We start from the raw sequence: 22,140 nt of genomic DNA on the forward strand, positions 1-22,140 counted from the left end.
GGCCATGGCCAAACTGCAGCCCGGGGGGCGCGGCGGGGTCCTGTCCCTGGTCAGTCTGCCCCGCATCACCAGTTCCCCCTTCAAGGAACTGGCGCGCCGCGGCGCCCTCGCGCTGATCCTGCTGCTGATTTCCACCATGCTGGTGTGGCTCGACAATGATGCGTACCGCGACAACACCGCGCAGGACGGCGTCAGCTTCATCGATGCCATCTACTACTCGACGGTCACGGTCACCACCACCGGCTACGGCGACATCACCCCGGTGGCGACCCACGCCCGCCTGATCAACGCGCTGGTCATCACGCCGCTGCGCATCGGCTTCCTGGTGCTGTTGGTCGGCACCACCATCGAGGTGCTCGCGAACGAGGGCAGCCGCAGCATCAAGGACAACCTGTGGAGAAGAACCATGCGTAACCACGTCGTCGTCATCGGCTACGGCACCAAGGGGCGAAGCGCCGTCAACACACTTCGCAGGCAGGGCCAGAAGCCGGACCGCATCGTCGTCATCGACAGCTCGGCAGCGGCCGTCAACGAGGCCAACCTCGACGGGCTGGCCGCGTTCCAGGGCGACGCCACGCGTCGCTCGCTGTTGCGGCGGGCGGAGGTAGCCAAGGCTCGGCAGGTGATCATCTCCCTGGACCGCGACGACGCGGCCATCCTGACCACGCTCAACGTGCGGCAGATCAACCCCACGGCCGGCGTCATCGTGTCGGTGCGGGAGCAGGACAATGTGATGCTGGTGCGCCAATCCGGGGCCTCGTCGGTGGTGACCAGTTCCGAGACGGTCGGCAGGCTCCTGGGTCTGTCGGCGATCGGCCCCGAACTCGGCACGATCATGCAGGACATGCTCACCGGCGCCGAGGGCCTCGAGGTCCACCAGCGCCTCGCGGAGATCGAGGAAGTGGGCAAGCCGCCGTCGTCCGTGCTGGGGGAGCGTGTCATCGGCCTGATCCGCAACGGCACCCTGCGCCGTTTCTACGACCAGACCGCCACCCGCATCGAGACAGGCGACGAACTCATCGTCGTGCGCCGGGCCGCGCCGCCCGCGTCGAAGGACGTGCTGCGCGCGGTCGATGACGACGACCTCTGATCCACGCCGTCCGCGTCATTGTGCGCACACGCACTACACTTGGCCAGCATGACGGATGAGCCCCTCGGCGGTACCTCCCGGTTGGTGACCGGGCCGGAACAGCCGCGTCTCCGAATGCGGCACCGGCTGGCCCGGCTGGGTGCCGTACGGCCCAAATCGGCCATCCTCGATCCGCTGAACCGCATCGTCCGGTCCAACCATCCGCGCGCGGATCTGTCGGTCATCGAGCGGGCCTACCGGGTCGCTGAGCATTACCACGAGGGGCAGACCCGCAAGTCCGGGGACCCGTACATCACGCACCCGCTGGCCGTGGCCACCATCCTGGCTGAACTGGGTATGACTGAGCCGGTCCTCGTCGCGGCGTTGCTGCATGACACGGTGGAGGACACCGACTACTCGCTGGACCAACTGCAGGTGGAGTTCGGTGAGGAAGTCGCCCACATGGTGGACGGCGTCACCAAGCTGGACAAGCTCACGTACGGCGAGACCGCCAAGGCCGAGACCATCCGCAAGATGATCATGGCCACCAGCGAAGAGGTCCGGGTCCTCGTCATCAAGCTGGCGGACCGGCTGCACAACATGCGCACGCTGGGCTACCTGAGGCCCGACAAGCGGGTGCGGATCGCCACCGAGACCCTGAACATCTTCGCCCCGCTGGCCCACCGCCTGGGCATGAACACGATCAAGTGGGAACTGGAAGACCTCTCGTTCGCCACGATCGAGCCCAAGGTCTACGCCGAGATCGTCGACATGGTGGCTCAGCAGGCGCCCGGCCGCGAACGCTACCTGCGCGAGCTGATCGCCCAGTTCCAGAAGCTGCTCGTTGAGTCCAAGATCGACGCCACGGTCTACGGCCGGCCGAAGCACTACTACTCGATCTACCAGAAGATGATGGTGCGCGGGCGCGACTTCAAGGACATCTACGACCTCATCGGGCTGCGGGTCCTCGTCCACGACATCAAGGACTGCTACGCGGTGCTGGGTGTGGCGCACGCGGGGTGGAAGCCCATCCCCGGCCGGTTCAAGGACTACATCGCCGGCCCGAAATTCAACATGTACCAGTCGTTGCACACCACGGTGCTGGGCGCCAACAACGAACCGGTCGAGTTCCAGATCCGCACGCACGAGATGCACCGCCGCGCCGAGTACGGTGTCGCGGCGCACTGGAAGTACAAGGCGGACCTCCGCGACGGCGTGTCGCCGGAGGAGGCGGGTCTGCGGGCCATGCACCAACTGGGCGTCATGAGCAAGGAGACCGAGGACCCCAGCGAGTTCCTCGACTCTGTGCTGTTCGAGATCAACGCCGACGAGATCTACGTGTTCACGCCGAAGGGTGAGGTCATGGCGCTGCCCGTCGGCGCCACGCCCGTCGACTTCGCCTTCGCCGTCCACACGGAGGTGGGCTACCGGACGATCGGCGCCAGGGTCAACGGCCGCCTGGTGGCGCTCAGCACGCCGCTGCAGCAGGGCGACAAGGTTGAGATCCTCACCTCCAAGGCCGAAGGCGCGGGCCCCAGCCGCGACTGGCTGGGTTTCGTCGTCAGCTCCCGGGCCCGGCAGAAGATCCGCCAGCACTTCTCCCGCGAACGTCGCGACGTCGCGATGGAGCAGGGCAAGGACATGCTCGCGAAGGACCTCCGGCGCGCCGGCGTGCCGCTGCAGAGGTTGCTGACCCTCGAGAACCTCACGGCCGTCGCCAACGCGCTGGGCTACAACGACGTGCCCAGTCTCTACGTGGCCATCGGCGAGGGCCACATCGGCCCGCAAGGCGTGGTCGAGAAGCTCGTCCAGTTGCACGGCGGCGAGGACGAGACCGTCGACACCGTCACGGAAGACCTGGTGGTCAAACAGCACCGCCGGCCGATCACCGACAGTGCGCGGATCCTCGTGGACGGCGACGACTCCGTCATCGCCAAGTACGCCAAGTGCTGTTACCCCCTGCCGGGCGACGACATCATGGGCTTCGTCACCAAGGGCGACGGCGTCTCGGTCCACCGCCGCGACTGCAGCAACGTGCCGTCGCTGATGAAGGAACCCGAGCGCGTCGTGCCCGTGTCCTGGTCCGACAGCCAGGAGGGCGCGTCGTACAGCGTGACCATCCAGATCGAGGGCATCGACCGCGCGCGCCTGCTCTCCGATGTGTCGTCGGTGCTCTCAGAGCAGCACCTCGACATCCTCGCGGTGAACATCACCACCAACAAGCAGCGCCAGTTCACGGGCAAGATGACCTTCGAATCCGCAGATCCCACCCATCTGCAGCACGTGATGAACCTGATCCGGCGCGTGCCAGGCGTCTACGACGTCTTCCGCGTCGCCGGCTGAGCGCACCCGGCCACAAAAAAGAGGGAGAATCCTGCCACATGACGCCCTAGGGCGCCGATGTGGCAGGAATCTCCCTCGAAGTTCCCGGACCGGTTACTTGGTGAAATCTGCGAGTGTCTCCCGGGCCTGCTCCAGCCAGCTGGTGTAGGTCTCGATCGACTTCTGCGCGTCCTTGGCCTTCTTGTCGTCCCCGCGTTCCTGCGCCCGGGCGAGGTCCTGCTCCAACTTCGCGATCTGGTCCTCGAACATCTTCACGGTGCTCTCGGCGCGCTCGCGCGCCTCGGGATCCGTGCGACGCCACTCCTCGGCCTCGAGTTCGGAAACCTTCTCGCCGAGGGTGCGGACCCGGTTGTCCATGTCGCGCATGGCGTTGCGGGGCACATGGCCGATCTCGTTGAACTGGGCGAGGAAGTCGCGGTGGATACTCTTGGCGGCCTCGATGTCGGTCACACCCTCGAGGTCCTTCTCGACCTTCTCCACCAGCGCCTGCTTCGCGGCCAGGTTCTCCGACTGCTCGCCGTCGGCGGCGTTCTGCGCTTCGGAGCGGGCGTTGAAGAACTCGTCCTGGATGCCCCGGAAGCGTGCCCAGAGCTTGTCGTCGTCTGCGCGACGGGCGCTGCCCGCAGCCTTCCAGCGGGTCATCAGGTCACGGAAGGCCGCAGAGGTGGCGCCCCAGTCTGTGGACGTGGCGAGCGGCTCGGCCTCCGCGATGATCGCCTCCTTGACGGCCTTCGCGTCGTCACGATGCGAATTCAGCTCCGAGAAGTGCGCCTTGCGGCGACGGGTGTACTGGGTGCGCGCCGACGAGAACCGGTGCCACAGTTCGTTGTCAGTGGCGCGGTCGATGCGGGGGAGTGCCTTCCACTCGTCCAGCAGGGTGCGGAAGCGGTCCACGCCACCGCGCCAGTCGTTGCCGGCGGCGAGTTGCTCGGCCTCCACGACCATCGCTTCCTTCGCGGCGACGGTGACCGCGTTCTGCTCGGCACGCTGGGCCTTCCGCGCCTCGATCTGGGCGGGCAGCAGTTCGCTGACGGCCTCGAGACGGGCGGTCAACGCCGGTAGGTCGCCCACGGCGTTGGCCTCGGCCACGTTCTTCTTCGCAGTTTCGATCGCGGTGCGTGCCTCTTCGGGCGACATGGCCTGGGCCTTCACGCGCGATTCCAGGAGGCTCACCTCCGCAGCCAGGTTCTCGTAGCGGCGGACGTAGAAAGCCATGGCTTCCTCGGGGGTGGAATCGGGAATCTGCCCGACACTTCGTTCTGTGTCACCCGTGATGACGTACACCGTGCCGTCTGCATCGACGCGGCCGAAATCTGCGGGCGCTTGCTGTTCGCTCATGGGCCCAATCTAGCGGGATAGGGTGGGTGTGTGCTCGTCCAGCCCATACCTGTATCCCCTTGGCAAGCAAATTGTTATGTGGTGAGCGCTTCCGAGGCCGTGTCGGAGTGCGTCATCGTGGACCCCGGGATCACCGCCGATGAGCCGGTCGAATCGGTCATCCTCGAGCGGGGGCTGAGCCCCATGGCCATCCTCGCCACGCATGGCCACCTGGACCACGTGGGCGACGCCCATCTGCTCGCCGCGCGCTGGGGCGTGCCCGTCTACCTGGCGGCCGCGGACCAGCACCTCCTCACCCGTCCAGCCGATGGTCTTGGGCCCAGCGGCGCAGCGATGCTGCGGCAACTCACCGGCTCAGAGACGCTGCCCGCCATCGACGACGTGCGCGACTACGGCGAGCCGTTCACCGTGGCCGGCGTCACCGTCGAGGCCTTCGCGGCGCCCGGGCACACCAGGGGTTCCACGCTGCTGCGCGTCACCTCGTCGCGCACCACCGTGGTGTTCAGCGGCGACGTGCTCTTCGCGGGCACGATCGGGCGCACCGATCTGCCCGGCGGTAACATGGCCGAGATGCGTGACTCGCTGCGGCGCATCGTCGAGCACTTCCCGGCGCAGACCCCTCTGCTGCCGGGGCACGGCCAGCCCACCAGCCTGGCCCAGGAGCTCGCCACCAACCCATACCTGCAGCCCGGAAACGTGTAGAGGTACCGCCACCTTGTCCCGCCCCAGGCCGCTCAGCGGCTTCCCCGAGTTCCTGCCCGCCGGTCGTTTCGTGGAGAACCGCGTCCTCGACGTGGTGCGCACCACGTTCGAGCTGCACGGTTTCGCCCCCATTGAGACACGGGCCGTCGAGCCGCTCGACCAACTCGCGCGCAAGGGCGAGATCGACAAGGAGATCTACGTGGTCCGCCGCCTCCATGCGGAAGCCGGGGATGCCGACGAGCTGGGTCTGCACTTCGACCTGACGGTGCCGTTCGCCCGCTACGTGCTGGAGAACGCCGGGCACCTGGTCTTCCCGTTCCGCCGCTACCAGATCCAGAAGGTCTGGCGCGGTGAGCGCCCCCAGGAGGGCCGCTACCGCGAGTTCACGCAGGCCGACATCGACATCGTCGGGCAGGGGAACCTCGCTGCCCACCACGACGTCGAGATCCCGCTCGTGGCCCTGGACGTGTTCGAGAAGCTCCACACGGATCTAGGTCTTCCCCCGGTGAGCCTGCACGTGAACAACCGCAAGCTCTCCGAGGGTTTCTACCGCGGTCTCGGCATCGACGACACCGCGGCGGTGCTGCAGCGCGTCGACAAGTTCGACAAGATCGGCCCCGACGCGGTCGCCGAACTGCTCGTCAACGAGCTCGGCCTCAGCAGCGCGCAGGCCAAGGCCTGCGTGTCGCTGGCCGGCATCGCCGCCACGGACGAGTCGTTCGTCGACGACGTGCGGGCGCTGGGCGTCACCCACGAACTGCTGGACACCGGCCTGGAGGAGCTCTCCGCGCTGATCCGGGTGGCCGGTCGCTCAGTGCCGGACCGCGTGGTGGCGGACCTCAAGATCGCGCGCGGGCTGGATTACTACACCGGCACGGTCTACGAGACCTCGCTGGTGGGCTCGGAGAAGCTCGGCTCCGTCGCCTCCGGCGGGCGCTACGACTCCCTCGCCAGCGATGGGAAGACCACCTTCCCCGGCGTCGGCTACTCGTTCGGCATCACCCGCATCCTTGCCCCCCTGATCGGGCAGAAGAAGCTCACTGCGTCGCGCTCCGTCCCCAGCGCGGTCCTCGTGGCCGTGGACAACGAGGAGACCCGCGAGCAGGCCATCGCCGTCGCGGCCGCCCTGCGCAGCCGAAACATCCCGGTCGAGGTCGCCCCCAAGGCGGACAAGTTCGGCAAGCAGATCCGCTACGCCGAGCGTCGCGGTATCCCGTTCGTCTGGTTCGGCGCCGGTCACGACGACTCGGTCAAGGACATCCGCACCGGTGAGCAGGTCCCGGCCTCGCCGCTGGAATGGCTGCCCCCGGCCGAAGACCTCCGGGTCTCCGTCGGGTCGGCGCTCTGACGGCCACCATGGACGTGCAGCGCATCGGTGTCATCGGCGCGGGCAAGCTCGGCACGGCGCTCGCCCGGCTGGCCCTCGACGCCGGCTACGAGGTGAGGATCTCCGGTTCACCGCGCCAGGCCATGCTCGAGCTCGTCATCGGCACGGTGCTCCCCGGAGCCCAGCTGCTGCCTGAGGCGGACGTGGTCGCGCAGTCGGACCTGGTCGTGCTCGCCATCCCGTTCGGCAAGGCGCGTTCCGTGAATTTCGACGCGCTGGGCGGCAAGATCGTCGTCGACGCGATGAATGCCTGGGAGGCGGCCGGCGGTCACCTCGACGAGGAGCACGGCGGCACCACGTCGTCGCTGATCAGGATGCGCAACCCTGAGATGCGTTTGGTGAAGTCGCTCAACCACCTCGGATACCTGGACCTCACGGGAGACGCACGGGAGGCCGGGCATCCGCTGCGAAGGGCGATCGCCGTCATCTCCGACGACGAGGAGGCCCGCGCCGTCGTCGCCTCCGTCGTCGACTCCCTGGGGTTCGATCCGGTGGAGGCCCCCACGGCCGCGTCGCGCTGCCTGGAACCCGATTCCCCGGTCTTCGGGAGGCCGGTGTCCGTGGCAGAGCTCCGCGAGGCCCTCGGCCTCTGATTGTCGCCCCACGCCAGAGTCTCGTTACGATGGCCGGACGAGCTGCACCGTCTATGCAGCCAAAGATAGGACAAGTGAAGTGATTCGCACCTTTGAGGCCGGCACGTTGCGTGCCGAGCACGTGGGCCAGGAAGTCGTTCTCGCCGGATGGGTGGCCAAGCGCCGCGACCACGGCGGCGTCGCCTTCATCGACCTGCGGGATGCATCGGGCATCTGCCAGATCGTCGTGCGCGACGAGTACCTCGAATCCGCCGGCATCCACGACCTGCGCAATGAGTTCTGCATCCGGGTCACCGGCCTGGTGGACAAGCGCGAGGACGGCAACGTCAACCCCAACATCCCCACCGGCGAGGTCGAGGTGGTCATCCGCGAGCTCGAGGTGCTGAACCCCGCCGCGCCGCTGCCGTTCCAGATCGACGAGCGCACCACCGTCGGCGAGGACGTGCGCCTGAAGTACCGTTACTTGGACCTGCGCCGCCCGCGGCAGCACGAGGCCATGGTGCTGCGCTCCAACGTGACCCACACCATCCGTGAGGTGCTGGCCAGACACCGCTTCTACGACGTGGAGACCCCCACCCTGACGCGCTCCACTCCCGAGGGCGCCCGCGACTTCATCGTGCCTGCGCGCCTCCACCCGGGCAAGTGGTACGCCCTGCCCCAGAGCCCGCAGCTGTTCAAGCAGTTGCTCATGGTGGGCGGCATGGAGCGGTACTACCAGATCGCCCGCTGCTACCGCGACGAGGACTTCCGCGCGGACCGTCAGCCGGAGTTCACCCAGCTCGACATCGAGATGAGCTTCGTGGACCAGGACGACGTCATCGCCCTCTCCGAAGAGGTCATGGCCGCCTGCTGGCGTCTCATCGGTGTCGAGATGTCGCTGCCGCTGCCGCGGATCACCTGGCACGACGCCATGAACGACTACGGCTCGGACAAGCCCGACCTCCGCTTCGACCTCAAGATCCGCGAGCTCACCGAGTTCTTCAAGGACACCGCGTTCCGCGTGTTCCAGAACGAGTACGTCGGCGGCGTCGTGATGCCCGGTGGCGCCTCGCTGCCGCGTCGTCAGTTCGACGCCTGGCAGGAATGGGCCAAGCAGCGCGGTGCCCGTGGGCTGGCCTACATCACCATCGGTGAGGACGGCACGCTCGGTGGCCCGGTGGCCAAGAACCTGTCCGACGTGGAGCGCGACGGCATCGCCGGGATCATGGACGCCCAGCCGGGCGACGCCATCTTCTTCGCCGCCGGCCGCCGCGAGCAGTCCCAGGAACTCCTGGGCGCCGCCCGCCTCGAGATCGGTCGCCGCACCGGCCTCATCAACGAGGACGAGTGGAGCTTCGTCTGGGTGGTCGACGCGCCCATGTTCAAGTCGACGGAGGACGCTCAGGCCGCCGGTGACGTCGCGGTGGGCGAGGGCAAGTGGACCGCGGTCCACCACGCCTTCACCTCGCCGACCCCGGAGTGCCTGGACACGTTCGATACTGACCCCGGCTCGGCGCTCAGCTACGGCTACGACTTCGTCTGCAACGGCAACGAGGTGGGCGGCGGATCCATCCGTATCCACCGCCGCGACGTGCAGGAGCGGGTGTTCAAGGTCATGGGCATCGGCGACGACGAGGCCCAGGAGAAGTTCGGCTTCCTGCTCGACGCCTTCAGCTTCGGCGCCCCGCCGCACGGCGGCATCGCGTTCGGGCTGGACCGCCTCGTCATGCTGCTCGGCGGCTTCGACACCATCCGCGACGTCATCGCCTTCCCGAAGAGCGGCGGCGGATTCGACCCGTTGACCGAGGCCCCGGCCGCGATCGACCCGAAGCAGCGCAGGGAGGCCGGCGTGGACCACAAGCCGGAACCCAAGGACGCCAAGGACGCCAAGCCGGCAGAAGGCGCTTCCTGAGCCACGGCCATGAGCTACGACCTTTTCGGCAACCCTGACCCCGAGCCCACGGCCCGGGGCGGGTCGCTGAGCGACGCGATGAACCCGCAGGCGCCCCTCGCGGTGCGCCTGCGGCCGCGTTCGCTCGACGAGATCGTCGGGCAGCAGCACCTCCTCGCCCCCGGCTCACCGCTCCGCCGGCTCGCTGAGGGCCAACCCATGTCGGTGTTCTTGTGGGGGCCTCCCGGCGTCGGCAAGACCACCATCGCCTCGGTCGTCTCGCAGGCCACCCGCCGGCGGTTCGTGGAACTCTCGGCCGTCACGGCCGGGGTCAGGGAGGTGCGGGCGGAGCTGGCCGAGGCCAAGCGGGAACTGGCGCGCGGCAACGCCACGGTCCTGTTCGTCGACGAGGTGCACCGCTTCTCCAAGGCCCAGCAGGACGTCCTGCTGCCCGCCGTCGAGAACCGCCTGGTCACGCTGATCGCGGCCACCACGGAGAACCCCAGCTTCTCGGTGATCTCTCCGCTGCTGTCGCGCTCGCTCCTGCTGCGCCTGCAGCCGCTCGACGAGGCGGACCTCTCCGCCCTCGTGGACCGCGCCCTCACGGACGAGCGCGGCCTGGCGCGCGCCAACGGCGACCTGTTCGAACTGGCGGACGACGCCCGCGACCTCATCCTGCGTCTCGCCGGTGGCGACGCCCGCCGCGCGCTCACCTACCTCGAGGAATCCGCTGCGGCAGCAGACGCCAAGGGCGGGGCGCTGATCGACGTGGCCTCGGTGGAGTCGTCGGCCGACCGCGCCGCGGTGCGCTACGACAAGGACGGCGACCAGCACTACGACATCATCTCGGCGTTCATCAAGTCGGTCCGCGGCTCCGACGTGGACGCGGCCCTGCACTACCTGGCGCGGATGCTCGAGGCGGGGGAGGACCCCCGCTTCATCGCGCGACGCCTGATGATCTCGGCCAGCGAGGACATCGGCATGGCCGCCAGCGGGGTGCTGCAGACCTGCGTGGCTGCGGCCCAGGCAGTGCAACTGCTCGGCATGCCCGAGGCGCGCATCACGCTGGCCCACGCCACCGTCGCGGCCGCCACGGCGCCGAAGTCGAACGCGGCGTACGCGGCGATCAACGCCGCCATCGCCGACATCAGGCAGGGCAAGGGCGGTCTCGTGCCGCCCCATCTGCGCGACGCGCACTACGCCGGCGCTGAGAAGCTCGGCCACGGCAAGGGTTACAAGTACGCCCATGACTACCCGCACGGCGTGGCGCCTCAGGTCTACCTGCCGGAGGACCTCGTCGGAACCGAGTACTACCACCCCACGGACCACGGCCAGGAGGCCGCCATCGCCGAGCGCGTCGCTGCGCTGCGCGCGCTGCTGGGCGAAGGATGATGGTCGGCTAGAGTTACGCCCATGACGCTCATGACTGTTGGAGAGGTTGCAGGCCTGATCGCGGCGATCGCGGCCTGCGTATTCGTGGCCCTGGCCGCAGTACCGCTGCTCAAGGCCGGGCGCGCCCTCGACGAGGTGCGTCTCGCCGTCCGCGACATCGGGCACAACTCCGTGCCGGTGCTGCAGGAACTCAAGAGCACCGTGGCCACCACGAACACCGAGCTGCTGAAGCTCGGGGTCGTGACGGAGGACGCCGCCAAGGTCACCGGGCACGCCACCGTCGTGAGCGAGAACGCCGCGCAACTGTCGACGCTGTTCGCCGCCACCCTGGGCGGCCCACTGGTGAAGACCGCCGCGTTCAGCTACGGCGTGCGGAAGGCACTCAAGGGGCGCAGGAAGTGAGCCGGCTCTTCTGGATGCTCCTGGGGATCGGCCTGACCATCTTTGTGATGCTGCGGGGCCGGGAACTGCTGTACAAGCTCACGCCGCGCGGGCTGGCCGAGCAGGTCGAGAAGAAGGGGCACGAGACGGCCGCCGGCTTCGGCGACTTCATGGCCACCTTCCGCCGCGCCATGGCCGAGCGCGAAGCCGAGTTGCGTCGCGAGCTCGACCTCCCCGAAACACCTTCCAACTGATCTCCACTTTCAAGGAACCACACTTATGAAGACCTCCGATATCCGGAGCCGGTTCGTCGACTTCTTCGCGGCGCGGGAACACACCAAGGTCCCCAGCGCATCGCTGCTGTACAACGACCCCACGCTGCTGTTCGTCAACGCGGGCATGGTGCCGTTCAAGCCCTACTTCCTGGGCGACGAGCCCGCGCCGTACAAGCGCGCCGTGAGCTCGCAGAAGTGCGTGCGCACGCTCGACATCGACGAGGTGGGCAGGACCACCCGGCACGGCACCTTCTTCCAGATGCTGGGCAACTTCGCGTTCGGCGACTACTTCAAGGAAGGCGCCATCCGGTACGCGTGGGACCTGGTGACGGGCTCCGAGGCCGACGGCGGATGGGGCTTCGACGCCGACAAGGTGTGGGTGACCGCGCTCTACGGTGACCAGGAGACCATCGACCTCTGGCGCGAGGTGGGCATCCCGCGCGAACACATCCAGGAGCGCGGGCTCAAGGACAACTACTGGCACATGGGCGTTCCCGGCCCCGGTGGGCCTTGCTCGGAGATCTACATCGACCGCGGGCCGGAGTTCGGCCCCGACGGCGGCCCCGAGGCAGACGAGGACCGCTTCCTCGAGATCTGGAACCTCGTGTTCCAGCAGGAGGAGCTCTCCGCGGTGCGCCGCAAGGACGACTTCGACGTCCTGCGCCCCTTGCCACACCGCAACATCGACACCGGCTCCGGCCTCGAACGCGTCGCCTACCTGAAACAGGGGGTGGCGAACATGTACGAGATCGACGAGGTGTACCCCGTCATCGCCAAGGCGGCCGAGCTCTCAGGCAAGTCCTATGGCGCTTCGGACGTGGACGACGTCCGGTTCCGCGTCGTGGCAGACCACGTGCGCTCCGGCCTCATGCTGATGACCGACGGCGTGACCCCCGGCAACGAGGCGCGCGGCTACGTGCTGCGCCGCCTCCTGCGTCGCGTCGTGCGCGCCATGCGCCTCCTCGGCGTGGGTGACCCGGTGCTGCAGGAACTGCTGCCCGTGTCCAAGGCCGCCATGCTCGGGTCCTTCCCGGAGATCGAAGAGGCATGGGGCCGCGTGTCCCAGTCCGCCTACGCGGAGGAGGAGTCCTTCCGTCGCACCCTGCAGTCCGGCACGGTCATGTTCGACACCGCCGTCGGCGAGGTGAAGAAGTCCGCCGTCACCACGCTGCCCGGTGACAAGGCCTTCCAGCTGCACGACACGTACGGTTTCCCGATCGACCTCACCATGGAGATGGCCAGTGAGGCCGGCCTCTCCGTGGACCGCGCCAAGTTCGAAGAGCTCATGAAGGAGCAGAAGGAACGCGCCCGCGCGGATTCCAAGGCGAAGAAGGGCGGGGCCGCCTCGGTGGAGGCCTACCGCCAGCTCCGCGAGAAGGGTGAGGTGCCCTTCCTCGGCTACACGGACCTCTCCGTGGCCACCAGTGTGCGCGGCATCATCGTCGACGGCGTGAACGTGGACCGGGCCACGGACGGCACCACCGTCGAGATCGTGCTGAAGGAGACCCCGTTCTACGCGGAGGCCGGCGGCCAGGATGCAGACCGCGGCACCATCGTCGGCGACGGCTTCTCGCTGGACGTGATCGATGTGCAGCGCCCCGTGCCCGGCCTGGTCGTGCACCGGGTAGAGGTGCTGGGCGAACTCCCGCTCGGCGCGCAGGTTGATGCTCGGGTCGACGCCGCAGCGCGCCACGGTGCCTGCCAGGCGCACACCGCCACGCACATCGTGCACGCCGCCCTGCGCGAACTGGTGGGCTCCAACGCGACGCAGGCGGGCTCGTACAACAAGCCCGGCTACATGCGTTTCGACTTCTCCTCGCCGAAGGGCTTGTCGGACCAGCTCAAGGCGGAGGTGGAGGCCAAGGCCAACGAGGCGATCATCGCCAACTACGCCGTGAGCGCCCAGGAGATGAAGCTGGAGGACGCCAAGGCACTCGGTGCCATGGCGATGTTCGGCGAGAAGTACCCGCCGGTCGTCCGGATGGTCGAGCTCGCGGGGCCATGGTCGCGTGAACTGTGTGGGGGCACCCACGTCGCCAACACCGCGGAGATCGGTGTGCTCAACCTGCTCAGCGAGTCGTCGATCGGCTCCGGTGTGCGCCGCGTCGAGGCGCTGGTCAGCACGGATGCGTTCGCCAAGTTTGCGGCTGAGCGCGCGCTCGTCAACCAGCTGACCGACGCCCTGCGGGTGCGCCCGGACAACCTCGTGGAGCGGGTCGAGAAGATGGTGGCCCAGCTCAAGGATGCGGAGAAGGCTATCGCCAAGCTCCAGTCCGAGAAGTTGCTCGCCGGCGCCGCCTCGCTCGTCGACCGGGCGGTGGATGTCAACGGCGTCCGTTACCTCGGCGTGGAGACGCCCGGGGTGGGCGGCAACGAGCTGCGCACCCTGGCGCTCGACCTGCGCGAGCGGCTCGGGAGCGGGCCAGGCGTGGTCGCGCTGATCGGTGGCGCAGACAAGCCGACGGCGATCGTGGCCACCAATGAGGCCGCTCGCGGTCTGGGGCTCGGCGCCGGTCGCCTGATCTCGGTCGCGTGCGCTGCAATGGGCGGCAAGGGCGGCGGCAAGGAGGACCTGGCCCAGGGCGGCGGAACCGACGCATCCGCTGGCCCGCAGGCCATCGCTGCTGTCCGCACGGCGCTGGAGGAGCGTGCCTGAGGGTGCGCGCCTCGGGATCGACTGGGGCAAGGCGAGGATCGGGGTCGCGGCGTGCAACGCCGGGGTCTCCTTCGCCTACCCGGTCGAGACCGTGCCGGCCGGCCCCGGCGAGATGCAGCGACTGGCGGCCATCGTGGCGGAGTACGAGCCTGGGGTCGTCTACGTGGGGCTCCCTCTCACCCTCGCCGGTGAGCGCAGCTTCGCCGCGCAATTCGTCGTGGAGAAGGCAGTTCAGCTCGCCCGGATGATCCCGGCGACACCGGTGCTGCTCGTCGACGAGAGAATGAGTACCGCGTCGGCATCCCGTAGTCTGGGCGACGCAGGTCGTCGCGCCAAGCAGCAGCGCAGGGTCATCGACCAGGCTGCGGCCGTGGAGATCCTGCAGCGGGCCCTCGACGCCGAAGGGCGAACGGGACACCCGGTCGGAGAATCTGTAGAGCTGGAGGCAGAGTGAACGCGAAGTTCACCGATAACGACGGTCGTCTCAATTGGCGCCGCCTGGGTTACACGGCGCGCAGCGCCTTTGCGGTGCTGCTGTCGCTGGCGGTGCTCATCGGCGGCGGGTGGTTCGTGTACTCGAAGGCCAACGACGCCTACGTGTCCTGGCGCACCGCCGAGGATTACATGGGGGAGGGCAAGGACGACGTCCAGATCGTCATCCCCCGAGGCGCGAGCATCACCCAGATCGGCGAGATCCTGCGCGAGGCCGGTGTCATCAAGTCCACCCGCACCTTCCGCCAGGTGGCCACGCGCAGCGGCGAGTCGGACCAGCTCCAGGCAGGGCGCTTCAACCTGAAGAAGGAACTGCCGGCTGAGACGGCGTTCAGGATGCTGCTGGATCCGGAGAACGTGGAGCGCCTGATGGTGACCTTCCCCGAAGGCACCGTGTCCGTCAGGCAGTGGCAGATCATGGAACGGCCGGCCAACTCCGTGATCGGGTTGACCTACGCCGACATGGAGGCCGCTGCAGCAGATCCCACCATCTACCCGCTGCCCGGTTATGCCAACGGCCAGTTGGAAGGATTCCTGTTCCCGTCCACCTACCAGGTGGGGGAGCCGGCGGTCGCCTCGTACCTGATCGCCACCCAGGTGTCGCAGTTCAACCGCGTGGCGGACAAGATCAAGCTGGAGGAGGGCGCGCAGGCGCTGGGCGTCACCCCTCGCAACATCGTCACCACCGCGTCGATCATCGCCGCAGAGGTCAGCAGCGCCAAGGACCAGCCGATGGTGGCGCGCGTGATCTACAACCGCATCAACGCCGGCATGCCTCTGCAGATGGACTCCACCGTCCACTACGCAGTGCAGAGGTGGGACACGGTCACCACCACGGCCGAGGAACGCCAGAACCCGTCGCCGTACAACACCTATGTGCACAAGGGCTACCCGCCGGGCCCCATCAGCAACCCCGGCGAATCTGCCCTCCTCGCCGCGCTCAACCCGGCAGACACCGACGCGCTCTTCTTCGTGACGGTCAACCTGGACACCGGCGAGACGAAGTTCGCCGCCACCCTGGAGGAGCACCAGGCCAACCAGGCCGAGTTCCAGGCCTGGTGCCAGGCCAACACCGGCCGCTGCAGCGGATGAGCGCCGGAGGGCGCTACCGGGCCGCCGTCATCGGCGACCCGGCCGAACATTCGTTGTCGCCGGCCATCCACCGTGCCGGCTACCGGGCCAACGGCCTCGTGTGGCGCTACGACGCCGTCACCGTCACGCCCGCGGAACTCGACGGCTTCGTGCGGTCCCGCCTCGACGACCCGGCCTGGGCCGGTCTCAGCGTCACCGCCCCGCACAAGGAGGCAGTGCTGGCCTACGGGGAGGCCGACGAACCCACCCGGCTGGTGGGCGGCGGCAACACCCTCGTCTTCGGGGCTCAGCCCAAGGTCTACAACACCGACGTGCCCGGCTTCGTCCGGGCGTGGCGGGCGCACCGCCTGGGGACGCCCCGCACGGCGGCCATCCTCGGCAACGGCGCCACGGCGCGGTCGCTGGTGCTCGCCCTCGCGGGGCTCAAGACCAGGGAGATCATCGTGCTGGCCAGGAGGCCGGAGCGGGCGGCGCCGATCCTGGAGCTGGCCCGTACCCTCGGGCTGCACGCCGAGGTCAGCCTGCTGGGGGAGAGCGTCGGGCCCGTCGACCTCGTGGCCAGCACCATCCCGGCCCCGGCCACGGCCGAGCACGCGACGAAACTGGCCGCGGAGGCCACGGTCGTCTTCGATGCGGTCTACGACCCCTGGCCGACGCCGCTCGGGCTCGCGGCCCGGGAAGCCGGCCGTTTCTCGCTCAACGGCCTTGACCTCCTGGCCGGTCAGGCGGTGGACCAGTTCTTCCTGCTCACCGGGCACCGCGTGACGTTCGAGGACTGCCGTTCGGCAGCCGGTCGGGAACTCAAGAGGCGCTCCCTTCTCTGACACAATGACCCTCATGCTTCGATACCTGACTGCCGGTGAATCCCATGGCCAAGCGCTCATCGCCACCATGGAAGGCATCCCGGCCCATGTACGAGTGGGTGTCGAAGAGATCGCCCGGAACCTCGCCCGTCGACGCCTGGGCGTCGGCCGCGGGGCGCGGATGAAGTTCGAGGCCGATGAACTCACCCTGCTGGGCGGCTTCCGCCACGGCGAGACGATCGGTTCGCCCATCGCCATCATGATCGGCAACACCGAGTGGCCGAAGTGGCAGAAGGTGATGGCGCCGGGTCACGTGGACGAGGCCGAGCTGGCTGAGTTGGCCCGCAACGCCAAGCTCACGCGCCCCCGCCCCGGTCACGCAGATCTGGCCGGCATGCAGAAGTACGACTTCGACGAGGCCCGCCCGCTGCTCGAACGCGCCTCCGCCCGGGAGACCGCCGCCCGCGTCGCGCTGGGCACCATCGCGCAGGCGTTCCTCGAACAGGCCTTCGGCATCACCGTGCTGAGCCACGTGGTGGAACTGGGCCCCGTGCGGGCCGGCCGCGAAGACCTCCCCACCATCGCGGACCTGGCCGCCATCGACGAGGACCCGGTGCGGTGCTTCGACGCTGAGGCCTCCGTCGCGATGCAGGCCGAGGTGGAGGCCTGCCAGAAGGAGGGCGACACCATGGGCGGCGTCGTCGAGGTGCTGGCCTGGGGGCTGCCCCCTGGCCTCGGTTCACACGCGCAGGGAGACCGGCGCCTCGATGCGAAGCTTGCCGGCGCGCTGATGGGCATCCAGGCCATCAAGGGAGTCGAGGTGGGTGACGGCTTCGCCCTCGCCCGGACCCGTGGCTCGCTGGCCCACGACGAGATCCTGCCCACCGACGGGGGTATCCGCCGCGCCTCGCACCGCTCGGGCGGCACCGAGGGCGGCATGTCCACCGGAGAGGTGCTGCGCGTCCGCGCCGCGATGAAGCCCATCGCCACCGTCCCGCGCGCGCTGCGCACCATCGACACCACCACGGGTGAGGCCGCCGCGGCCCACCACCAGCGCTCAGACGTGTGTGCCGTGCCGGCAGCCGGCGTCGTGGCTGAGGCCATGGTGGCGCTCGTGCTGGCGGAGGTGGCGCTGGAGAAGTTCGGCGGCGACTCCGTAGGGGAGACCCGCCGCAACTACGAGTCCTACCTGGCAGACGTGGCCGCCCGCGGCCTGGAGATCGGCCGATGAGCATCGTTCTGGTCGGCGCCCCCGGCGCAGGCAAGTCCACCGTCGGCAAGAGGCTCGCCCGGAAGCTGGGCAAGACCTTCGTCGACGTGGACCAGCGCATCGAAGAGGTTGAGGGCAAGCCCGTCGCGGAGATCTTCGCCGACGAGGGCGAGGCGTACTTCCGTGCCCTCGAGCAGGAGGCCACCCTGGAGTTGCTCGAGGCGTATGAGGTGGTGTCGCTCGGCGGTGGCGCCGTGATGAACGAGGCCATCCAGCAGGCGCTGCGCGACGGCGGCCACGAGGTGATCTGGCTGAAGGTGTCCATCGGGCAGGCCACGCGCAGAGTCGGCATGAACAAGGCACGCCCCATGCTGCTGGGCAATGTGCGCGGCCGCCTCATCGAGCTGCTGCGGGAGCGAAATCCAGTTTATGAAGCGCTGGCCACCCAGATCGTGGAGACTGATGGTCACGGCAGTTCCGAGGTCGCCGACGACCTTGCCGCTGAACGTGGTGCTCAAGGAGGAGCGGAAGAATGAGCGTTCGCGTGGAATCCGCCCTCGGCCCCTACGAGGTCCACATCGACAGGGGCGCGCTCGCCCAGTTGCCCGGCATGGTGGGCGACGCGACGAGGGTGGCCATCATCCATCCCGAACCGCTCTCGGCGATCGCCGCGCAGGTGGCCGGGATGCTCGAGCAACGCGTCCTGTTGCTGCCGGTGCCGGATGCCGAGGCCGCCAAGACCGTTGAGGTGCTCAGCCGCTGCTGGAACGCCCTCGCCGAGGCCGGTTTCACGCGCAGTGACCTGGTGATCGGGATCGGCGGCGGCACCGCCACAGACCTGGCCGGCTTCGTGGCCGCCTCCTGGCTGCGCGGGGTGCCCTACATCAGCATCCCCACGTCGGTGCTCGCGATGGTCGACGCGGCGGTGGGCGGCAAGACGGGCATCAACCTCGACGCCGGCAAGAACCTGGTGGGCGCGTTCTACGAACCGGTGGGCGTGATCTGCGACCTCGCACTGCTCGACAGCCTCCCGGACCGCGACGTGCGCTCCGGCATGGCGGAGGTGCTGAAGTGCGGCTTCATCGCCGACACCCGCATCCTGGACCTGGCGCGGGAGGACCTGGCGGATGCCGCAGACGTGCGCAGCGACCGGTTCGCCGAACTCGTCACCCGCGCCGTCCAGGTGAAGGCGACGGTGGTGGCCGCAGATTTCCGCGAGGCGACGTCAAAAGGCGCCGACGTGGGGCGTGAGGCGCTCAACTACGGCCACACGCTGGGGCACGCAATCGAGGCCCACGCGCGCTACACGTGGCGCCACGGCGACGCGATCGCCGTCGGCCTGGCCTGGTGTTCGCGGGTGTCGCGGCAGTTGCTGGGGCTCGACCACGAGTCGGTCGCCATGCACGACGACCTCCTCGGCGGATTGGGCCTGCCGCTGCGCTACGAGCAGTCGGCGTGGGAGGACCTGCGCGCGATCATGAGCCTCGACAAGAAGGCCCGCGGCAACATCCTGCGGATCGTCGGCATCACGGAGTTCGGCAAGCCCGTCATCATCGACGCGCCGGATGAGGCGGCCATGGAAGCCGCCTACCGCGAACTCTGCTGACGAGGCCGACATGCACAAGGACCCCGGCAACGCACAGCGTTGCCGGGGCCCGATGTTTATGTGTGGTTACCGCTTGCGGACAGGCGGCTGGGCCGCCGTCTTGGGCTTGACCTGTAGCAGGACAGTGTCGCTGCTCGTGTTGCCGGCCGGATCCGAGACGCGGATCGTCACCTTGTACGACCGGGGGCCGGTCGGTGTTCCGCTGAGGGTTCCGTCCGCGTCGATCGTCAGCCAGGCGGGGTTGCCGAGCACGCTGTAGGTCAGGTCGGCCGAATCGTCGGTGGCCTGTACCTGCAGTGAGAAGTGCCTGCCCACCGTCAGCTTCTGGTGTGCAAGATCGGAGATCATCGGAGAGGTGACGTCCGGCTGTGGTGCCTTGATGCCCACCACGACAGGGTCGTGGTCCGACGACGCGAACTCGTCGACGGCGTGGAAATCGGTGATGTTGTAGTTGCGGCGCGAGTACTGGAACGCGATCGACTCGTCGCCGTTGATGTTCCAGACCGCCGCATCGGTGACGAGGGCCAGGGCCGCGTCATTGGCGAACACGTGGTCCAGCGAACCGAGACGGCCGCTGAACTGGTACGTCGCGTCCTCGGTGACGCCACCCTGGGTCAGGTTGGTGAAGCCGGCGTCCTCGATGAATTGGACCGGGGTCTCCATCGTGTACGCGTTGAAGTCGCCCATCAGGAACACTGGCTTGTCGGCGAAAGCCTCGAAGGTGTTCGCCCAGGTGCTGAGGGCCTTGGCCTGAGCCTCGCGGGAGGGGTTGGCGTTGCCCTGGCCGGTGCCGTCGTCTTCACCGGAACCCTTCGACTTGAAGTGGTTCACGATCGCCACGAACGTGGTGGTGCTGCCCTTGGCCTGGAACTCCTGGGCCAGCGGGTTGCGCGCATTGGCAAAGGCGTCGTCGAGCAGGATGTAGGACGGGCCGACGAGCTGGACGGTGTCCGGGTTGTAGATGAAGGCCGTGCGGATGACGTCCTCATTCGGGGTTGCCACCGTGGGGCTGGGTGCGAACGCCCAGTTGCCGCCGGCTGCGTTGAGCGCGGCCACCAGGGTGGCGAGCGCCTTGTCGCGGGGCTGGCCCGCCAGGTAGGTGATGGCGGCGCTGTTCTCGATCTCCTGGAGGCCGACGACATCGGCGTCCAGCTTGTTGATGGCCGCGACGATCTTGGCCTCCTGATCGGCGAACGCCGATTCGGAGTAGGCACCGCGCACCTGGCAGTTGTTGGCGCCCACGGGGTTGCCCTCGCGGTCGCTGTAGTACTTGCAGTTGGCCTCGTTGACGCCGAGGTCGTCGAAGTAGTTCAGCACGTTGAACGAAGCGAGCTGGATGTCGCCCCCCACCACGGGCGCGTCGGCCGGGCGGTCGTTGACGCTGGTGATGAAGGAGACCTCTGCGCCCGTGACCTGGCTGGTGGGCTGGAAGTTCCACTGGAAGCGGTAGTCGAGGATGACCGGCTCCGTGAACGTCACCGGGGAGCCGGTGCGCATGGGCGTGGCCGCGCTCAGGTGCGGCAACGGCGAGTTCTTGGCGGCGGCGTTGTTGGTGTAGTCCCAGCTGGAGCCGTCGTCGAGCGTGATCAGCTTCGTGCGGTTCTCGGCTTCGTAGGCGAGGGCCTCAGGACCGGGACGGACCACGTCGGTGGCGGTGAACAGCGGCTCGTCACCGTACGCGAGGCCGATCTGGCCGTAGCGGTTCAGGTCATAGTTGTTGGTGATGGTGTAGCCGCCGGTGGGCAGCACGAGCATGCCTTCGTAGGCTTCCTTCGCGGCGTCGGTGCCGGGGAAGGTGGTCAGCGCGGTGGGGGTGACCGCGGCGCAGTCGGCAGCGGGCGTGAGCGTGGCGTTCGCGAGCTGGGTCAGGGTGAAGTGCTCACCGGCGGTTCCCGTCACGGTGTAGCACTCGCCGATGGTGGCGTTGGCTGCGGCGTCGCCGAAGACGAAGATGCCATCAGAAGCATCGCCGGGTGCCTTGGGCGCCCCACCGGAGCCCGGGGTCTGGATGTAGGCACCGCGGAAGTTGCCGGTGGGATACGCCGCCGTGACGACGCCAGTGGTGGTCACGGTCTGGCCGGACAGGGGAGTGGCCGCGCCCGGGCCCTGGATCTCAGCGATCGGGGTCACGGTGGGCTCCGTCGGGACCGTTGTGGTCTCCGTCGGCGTGGGGGTGGGGGTCCCGCCGCCTGTGATGGAGGAGTCCGAACCCGGGGTGGGTGTCTCGGTGAAATCGAAGTCCTCGGCGTTGTTGTCAGTGTCGGATGCGCCGGTGCGGGTGATCGATCCCGGGGTGGAGTTTCCACCGGTGTAGATGGCCGCGGCGGTCTCGTTGCGGACCGCCGTGCCGTAACCGACAATGTCGATCTCGACGTCGCCGTTCAGGAGGGTGATCGCACCGTTGGTGCCGCTGGGGTTGATGCCGCAGTCGAGCTGTACCGAGACGTCTGCACCGACGGTGGCGTTGTTGGTGCCCGTGCCCACGACGAAGAACCCGCCGGGGGCGACTGTGCCCGAGAGACCACAGGTACTGCCGACGCCGGCAGTGGTGGCCGAGCTGTAGCCGAGCTTCCAGCCCGTCAGGTCGATGGCCTGGGCGGTCGGGTTGTACAGCTCGACGAACTTCTTGTTGAACGGCTGGTTGGCGCTACCGCCGCGGGCGTAGACCTCGTTGATGACGAGGTGATCTGCTGGTACCGCCTGTGCCGGCGCAGCGACGAATGATGCGGCGAGCAATGCCGCTGTCGCAGCCAGCACGGTGAGGTGCTTGCGCATGGATCAGACTCCTAGTGAAGAAACGACGTCGCCGCGGAATTGAGGCGACAGTGGCCCTCACCCTAGAGGGATGTTGTCAAGGATTTGCTCACCCCTGCGGATCGTTTAGACGAAGTTCATCCCCTGGTACCCGGAAGTTCGTCTCCCTCCCATCGG

General features: G+C 68.3%; 18 protein-coding genes. 16 read left to right on the forward strand and 2 right to left on the reverse strand.

The features are described 5' to 3' along the window. Nucleotides 1–4 precede the first annotated feature (4 nt). Together ACX1DX_RS02945 and ACX1DX_RS02950 are read left to right on the forward strand one after the other, a co-directional pair. Nucleotides 5–1,090, forward strand: a complete 1,086-nt coding sequence (locus ACX1DX_RS02945) for a potassium channel family protein (protein WP_076058989.1) — start codon at nucleotides 5–7, stop codon at nucleotides 1,088–1,090. A 48-nt stretch (nucleotides 1,091–1,138) separates the two neighbouring features. Beyond that, nucleotides 1,139–3,412, forward strand: coding sequence for a RelA/SpoT family protein (locus ACX1DX_RS02950; protein ID WP_459397607.1), 2,274 nt, complete (start codon nucleotides 1,139–1,141; stop codon nucleotides 3,410–3,412). A 93-nt stretch (nucleotides 3,413–3,505) separates the two neighbouring features. Here the strand turns inward: ACX1DX_RS02950 and ACX1DX_RS02955 are convergent, their stop codons facing one another. Further along, nucleotides 3,506–4,750, reverse strand: coding sequence for a DUF349 domain-containing protein (locus tag ACX1DX_RS02955; RefSeq protein WP_459397608.1), 1,245 nt, complete (start codon nucleotides 4,748–4,750; stop codon nucleotides 3,506–3,508). A 30-nt stretch (nucleotides 4,751–4,780) separates the two neighbouring features. Here ACX1DX_RS02955 and ACX1DX_RS02960 point away from each other — a divergent pair, with 30 nt between their 5' ends. The 14 genes from ACX1DX_RS02960 (at nucleotide 4,781) to aroB (ending at nucleotide 19,209) form a co-directional block, all read left to right on the forward strand. Then, nucleotides 4,781–5,452, forward strand: a complete 672-nt coding sequence (locus tag ACX1DX_RS02960; protein ID WP_459397609.1) for an MBL fold metallo-hydrolase — start codon at nucleotides 4,781–4,783, stop codon at nucleotides 5,450–5,452. 13 nt (nucleotides 5,453–5,465) lie between these two features. Continuing rightward, nucleotides 5,466–6,800 carry a histidine--tRNA ligase gene (hisS, locus tag ACX1DX_RS02965; protein ID WP_076058978.1) on the forward strand — a complete coding sequence of 445 codons (1,335 nt, stop codon included), beginning with the start codon at nucleotides 5,466–5,468 and terminating at the stop codon, nucleotides 6,798–6,800. An 8-nt stretch (nucleotides 6,801–6,808) separates the two neighbouring features. Beyond that, nucleotides 6,809–7,432 (forward strand): NADPH-dependent F420 reductase, encoded by a 624-nt coding sequence (locus ACX1DX_RS02970; RefSeq protein ID WP_459397610.1) that lies wholly within the window; start codon nucleotides 6,809–6,811, stop codon nucleotides 7,430–7,432. Between the two features lie 79 nt (nucleotides 7,433–7,511). Continuing rightward, nucleotides 7,512–9,323 carry an aspartate--tRNA ligase gene (aspS, locus tag ACX1DX_RS02975; protein ID WP_459397611.1) on the forward strand — a complete coding sequence of 604 codons (1,812 nt, stop codon included), beginning with the start codon at nucleotides 7,512–7,514 and terminating at the stop codon, nucleotides 9,321–9,323. A gap of 9 nt (nucleotides 9,324–9,332) precedes the next feature. Next, nucleotides 9,333–10,694, forward strand: coding sequence for a replication-associated recombination protein A (locus tag ACX1DX_RS02980; protein ID WP_076058970.1), 1,362 nt, complete (start codon nucleotides 9,333–9,335; stop codon nucleotides 10,692–10,694). 21 nt (nucleotides 10,695–10,715) lie between these two features. Beyond that, nucleotides 10,716–11,096, forward strand: a complete 381-nt coding sequence (locus ACX1DX_RS02985; protein WP_233120669.1) for a DUF948 domain-containing protein — start codon at nucleotides 10,716–10,718, stop codon at nucleotides 11,094–11,096. Next, nucleotides 11,093–11,329, forward strand: coding sequence for a hypothetical protein (locus ACX1DX_RS02990; protein WP_459397612.1), 237 nt, complete (start codon nucleotides 11,093–11,095; stop codon nucleotides 11,327–11,329). The genes ACX1DX_RS02985 and ACX1DX_RS02990 overlap by 4 nt, the downstream gene beginning before the upstream one ends. A 25-nt stretch (nucleotides 11,330–11,354) precedes the next feature. Beyond that, nucleotides 11,355–14,006: an alanine--tRNA ligase gene (gene alaS / locus ACX1DX_RS02995; protein WP_459397613.1), complete on the forward strand. Its 2,652-nt coding sequence runs from the start codon at nucleotides 11,355–11,357 to the stop codon at nucleotides 14,004–14,006. Beyond that, nucleotides 13,999–14,460: a Holliday junction resolvase RuvX gene (ruvX, locus tag ACX1DX_RS03000; protein WP_459397614.1), complete on the forward strand. Its 462-nt coding sequence runs from the start codon at nucleotides 13,999–14,001 to the stop codon at nucleotides 14,458–14,460. The genes alaS and ruvX overlap by 8 nt, the downstream gene beginning before the upstream one ends. Beyond that, nucleotides 14,457–15,590 (forward strand): endolytic transglycosylase MltG, encoded by a 1,134-nt coding sequence (mltG, locus tag ACX1DX_RS03005; RefSeq protein WP_083665345.1) that lies wholly within the window; start codon nucleotides 14,457–14,459, stop codon nucleotides 15,588–15,590. The genes ruvX and mltG overlap by 4 nt, the downstream gene beginning before the upstream one ends. Continuing rightward, nucleotides 15,587–16,414 (forward strand): shikimate dehydrogenase family protein, encoded by an 828-nt coding sequence (locus ACX1DX_RS03010; RefSeq protein WP_076059525.1) that lies wholly within the window; start codon nucleotides 15,587–15,589, stop codon nucleotides 16,412–16,414. Before mltG ends, ACX1DX_RS03010 begins: the two co-directional genes overlap by 4 nt. 13 nt (nucleotides 16,415–16,427) lie before the next feature. Further along, on the forward strand, nucleotides 16,428–17,624 hold the full coding sequence (aroC, locus tag ACX1DX_RS03015; RefSeq protein ID WP_459397615.1) for a chorismate synthase: 1,197 nt from the start codon (nucleotides 16,428–16,430) through the stop codon (nucleotides 17,622–17,624). After that, entirely contained in the window at nucleotides 17,621–18,139 is a 519-nt protein-coding gene (locus ACX1DX_RS03020) for a shikimate kinase (RefSeq protein WP_076058960.1), read from the forward strand. Before aroC ends, ACX1DX_RS03020 begins: the two co-directional genes overlap by 4 nt. Next, on the forward strand, nucleotides 18,136–19,209 hold the full coding sequence (aroB, locus tag ACX1DX_RS03025; RefSeq protein ID WP_459397616.1) for a 3-dehydroquinate synthase: 1,074 nt from the start codon (nucleotides 18,136–18,138) through the stop codon (nucleotides 19,207–19,209). The genes ACX1DX_RS03020 and aroB overlap by 4 nt, the downstream gene beginning before the upstream one ends. A 66-nt stretch (nucleotides 19,210–19,275) precedes the next feature. Here the strand turns inward: aroB and ACX1DX_RS03030 are convergent, their stop codons facing one another. Beyond that, complete coding sequence (locus ACX1DX_RS03030; RefSeq protein WP_459397617.1) at nucleotides 19,276–21,984, reverse strand: ExeM/NucH family extracellular endonuclease; 2,709 nt, start codon at nucleotides 21,982–21,984, stop codon at nucleotides 19,276–19,278. Nucleotides 21,985–22,140: the final 156 nt, after the last annotated feature.

The sequence above is a fragment of the Tessaracoccus zhenghani genome, from assembly GCF_054552775.1.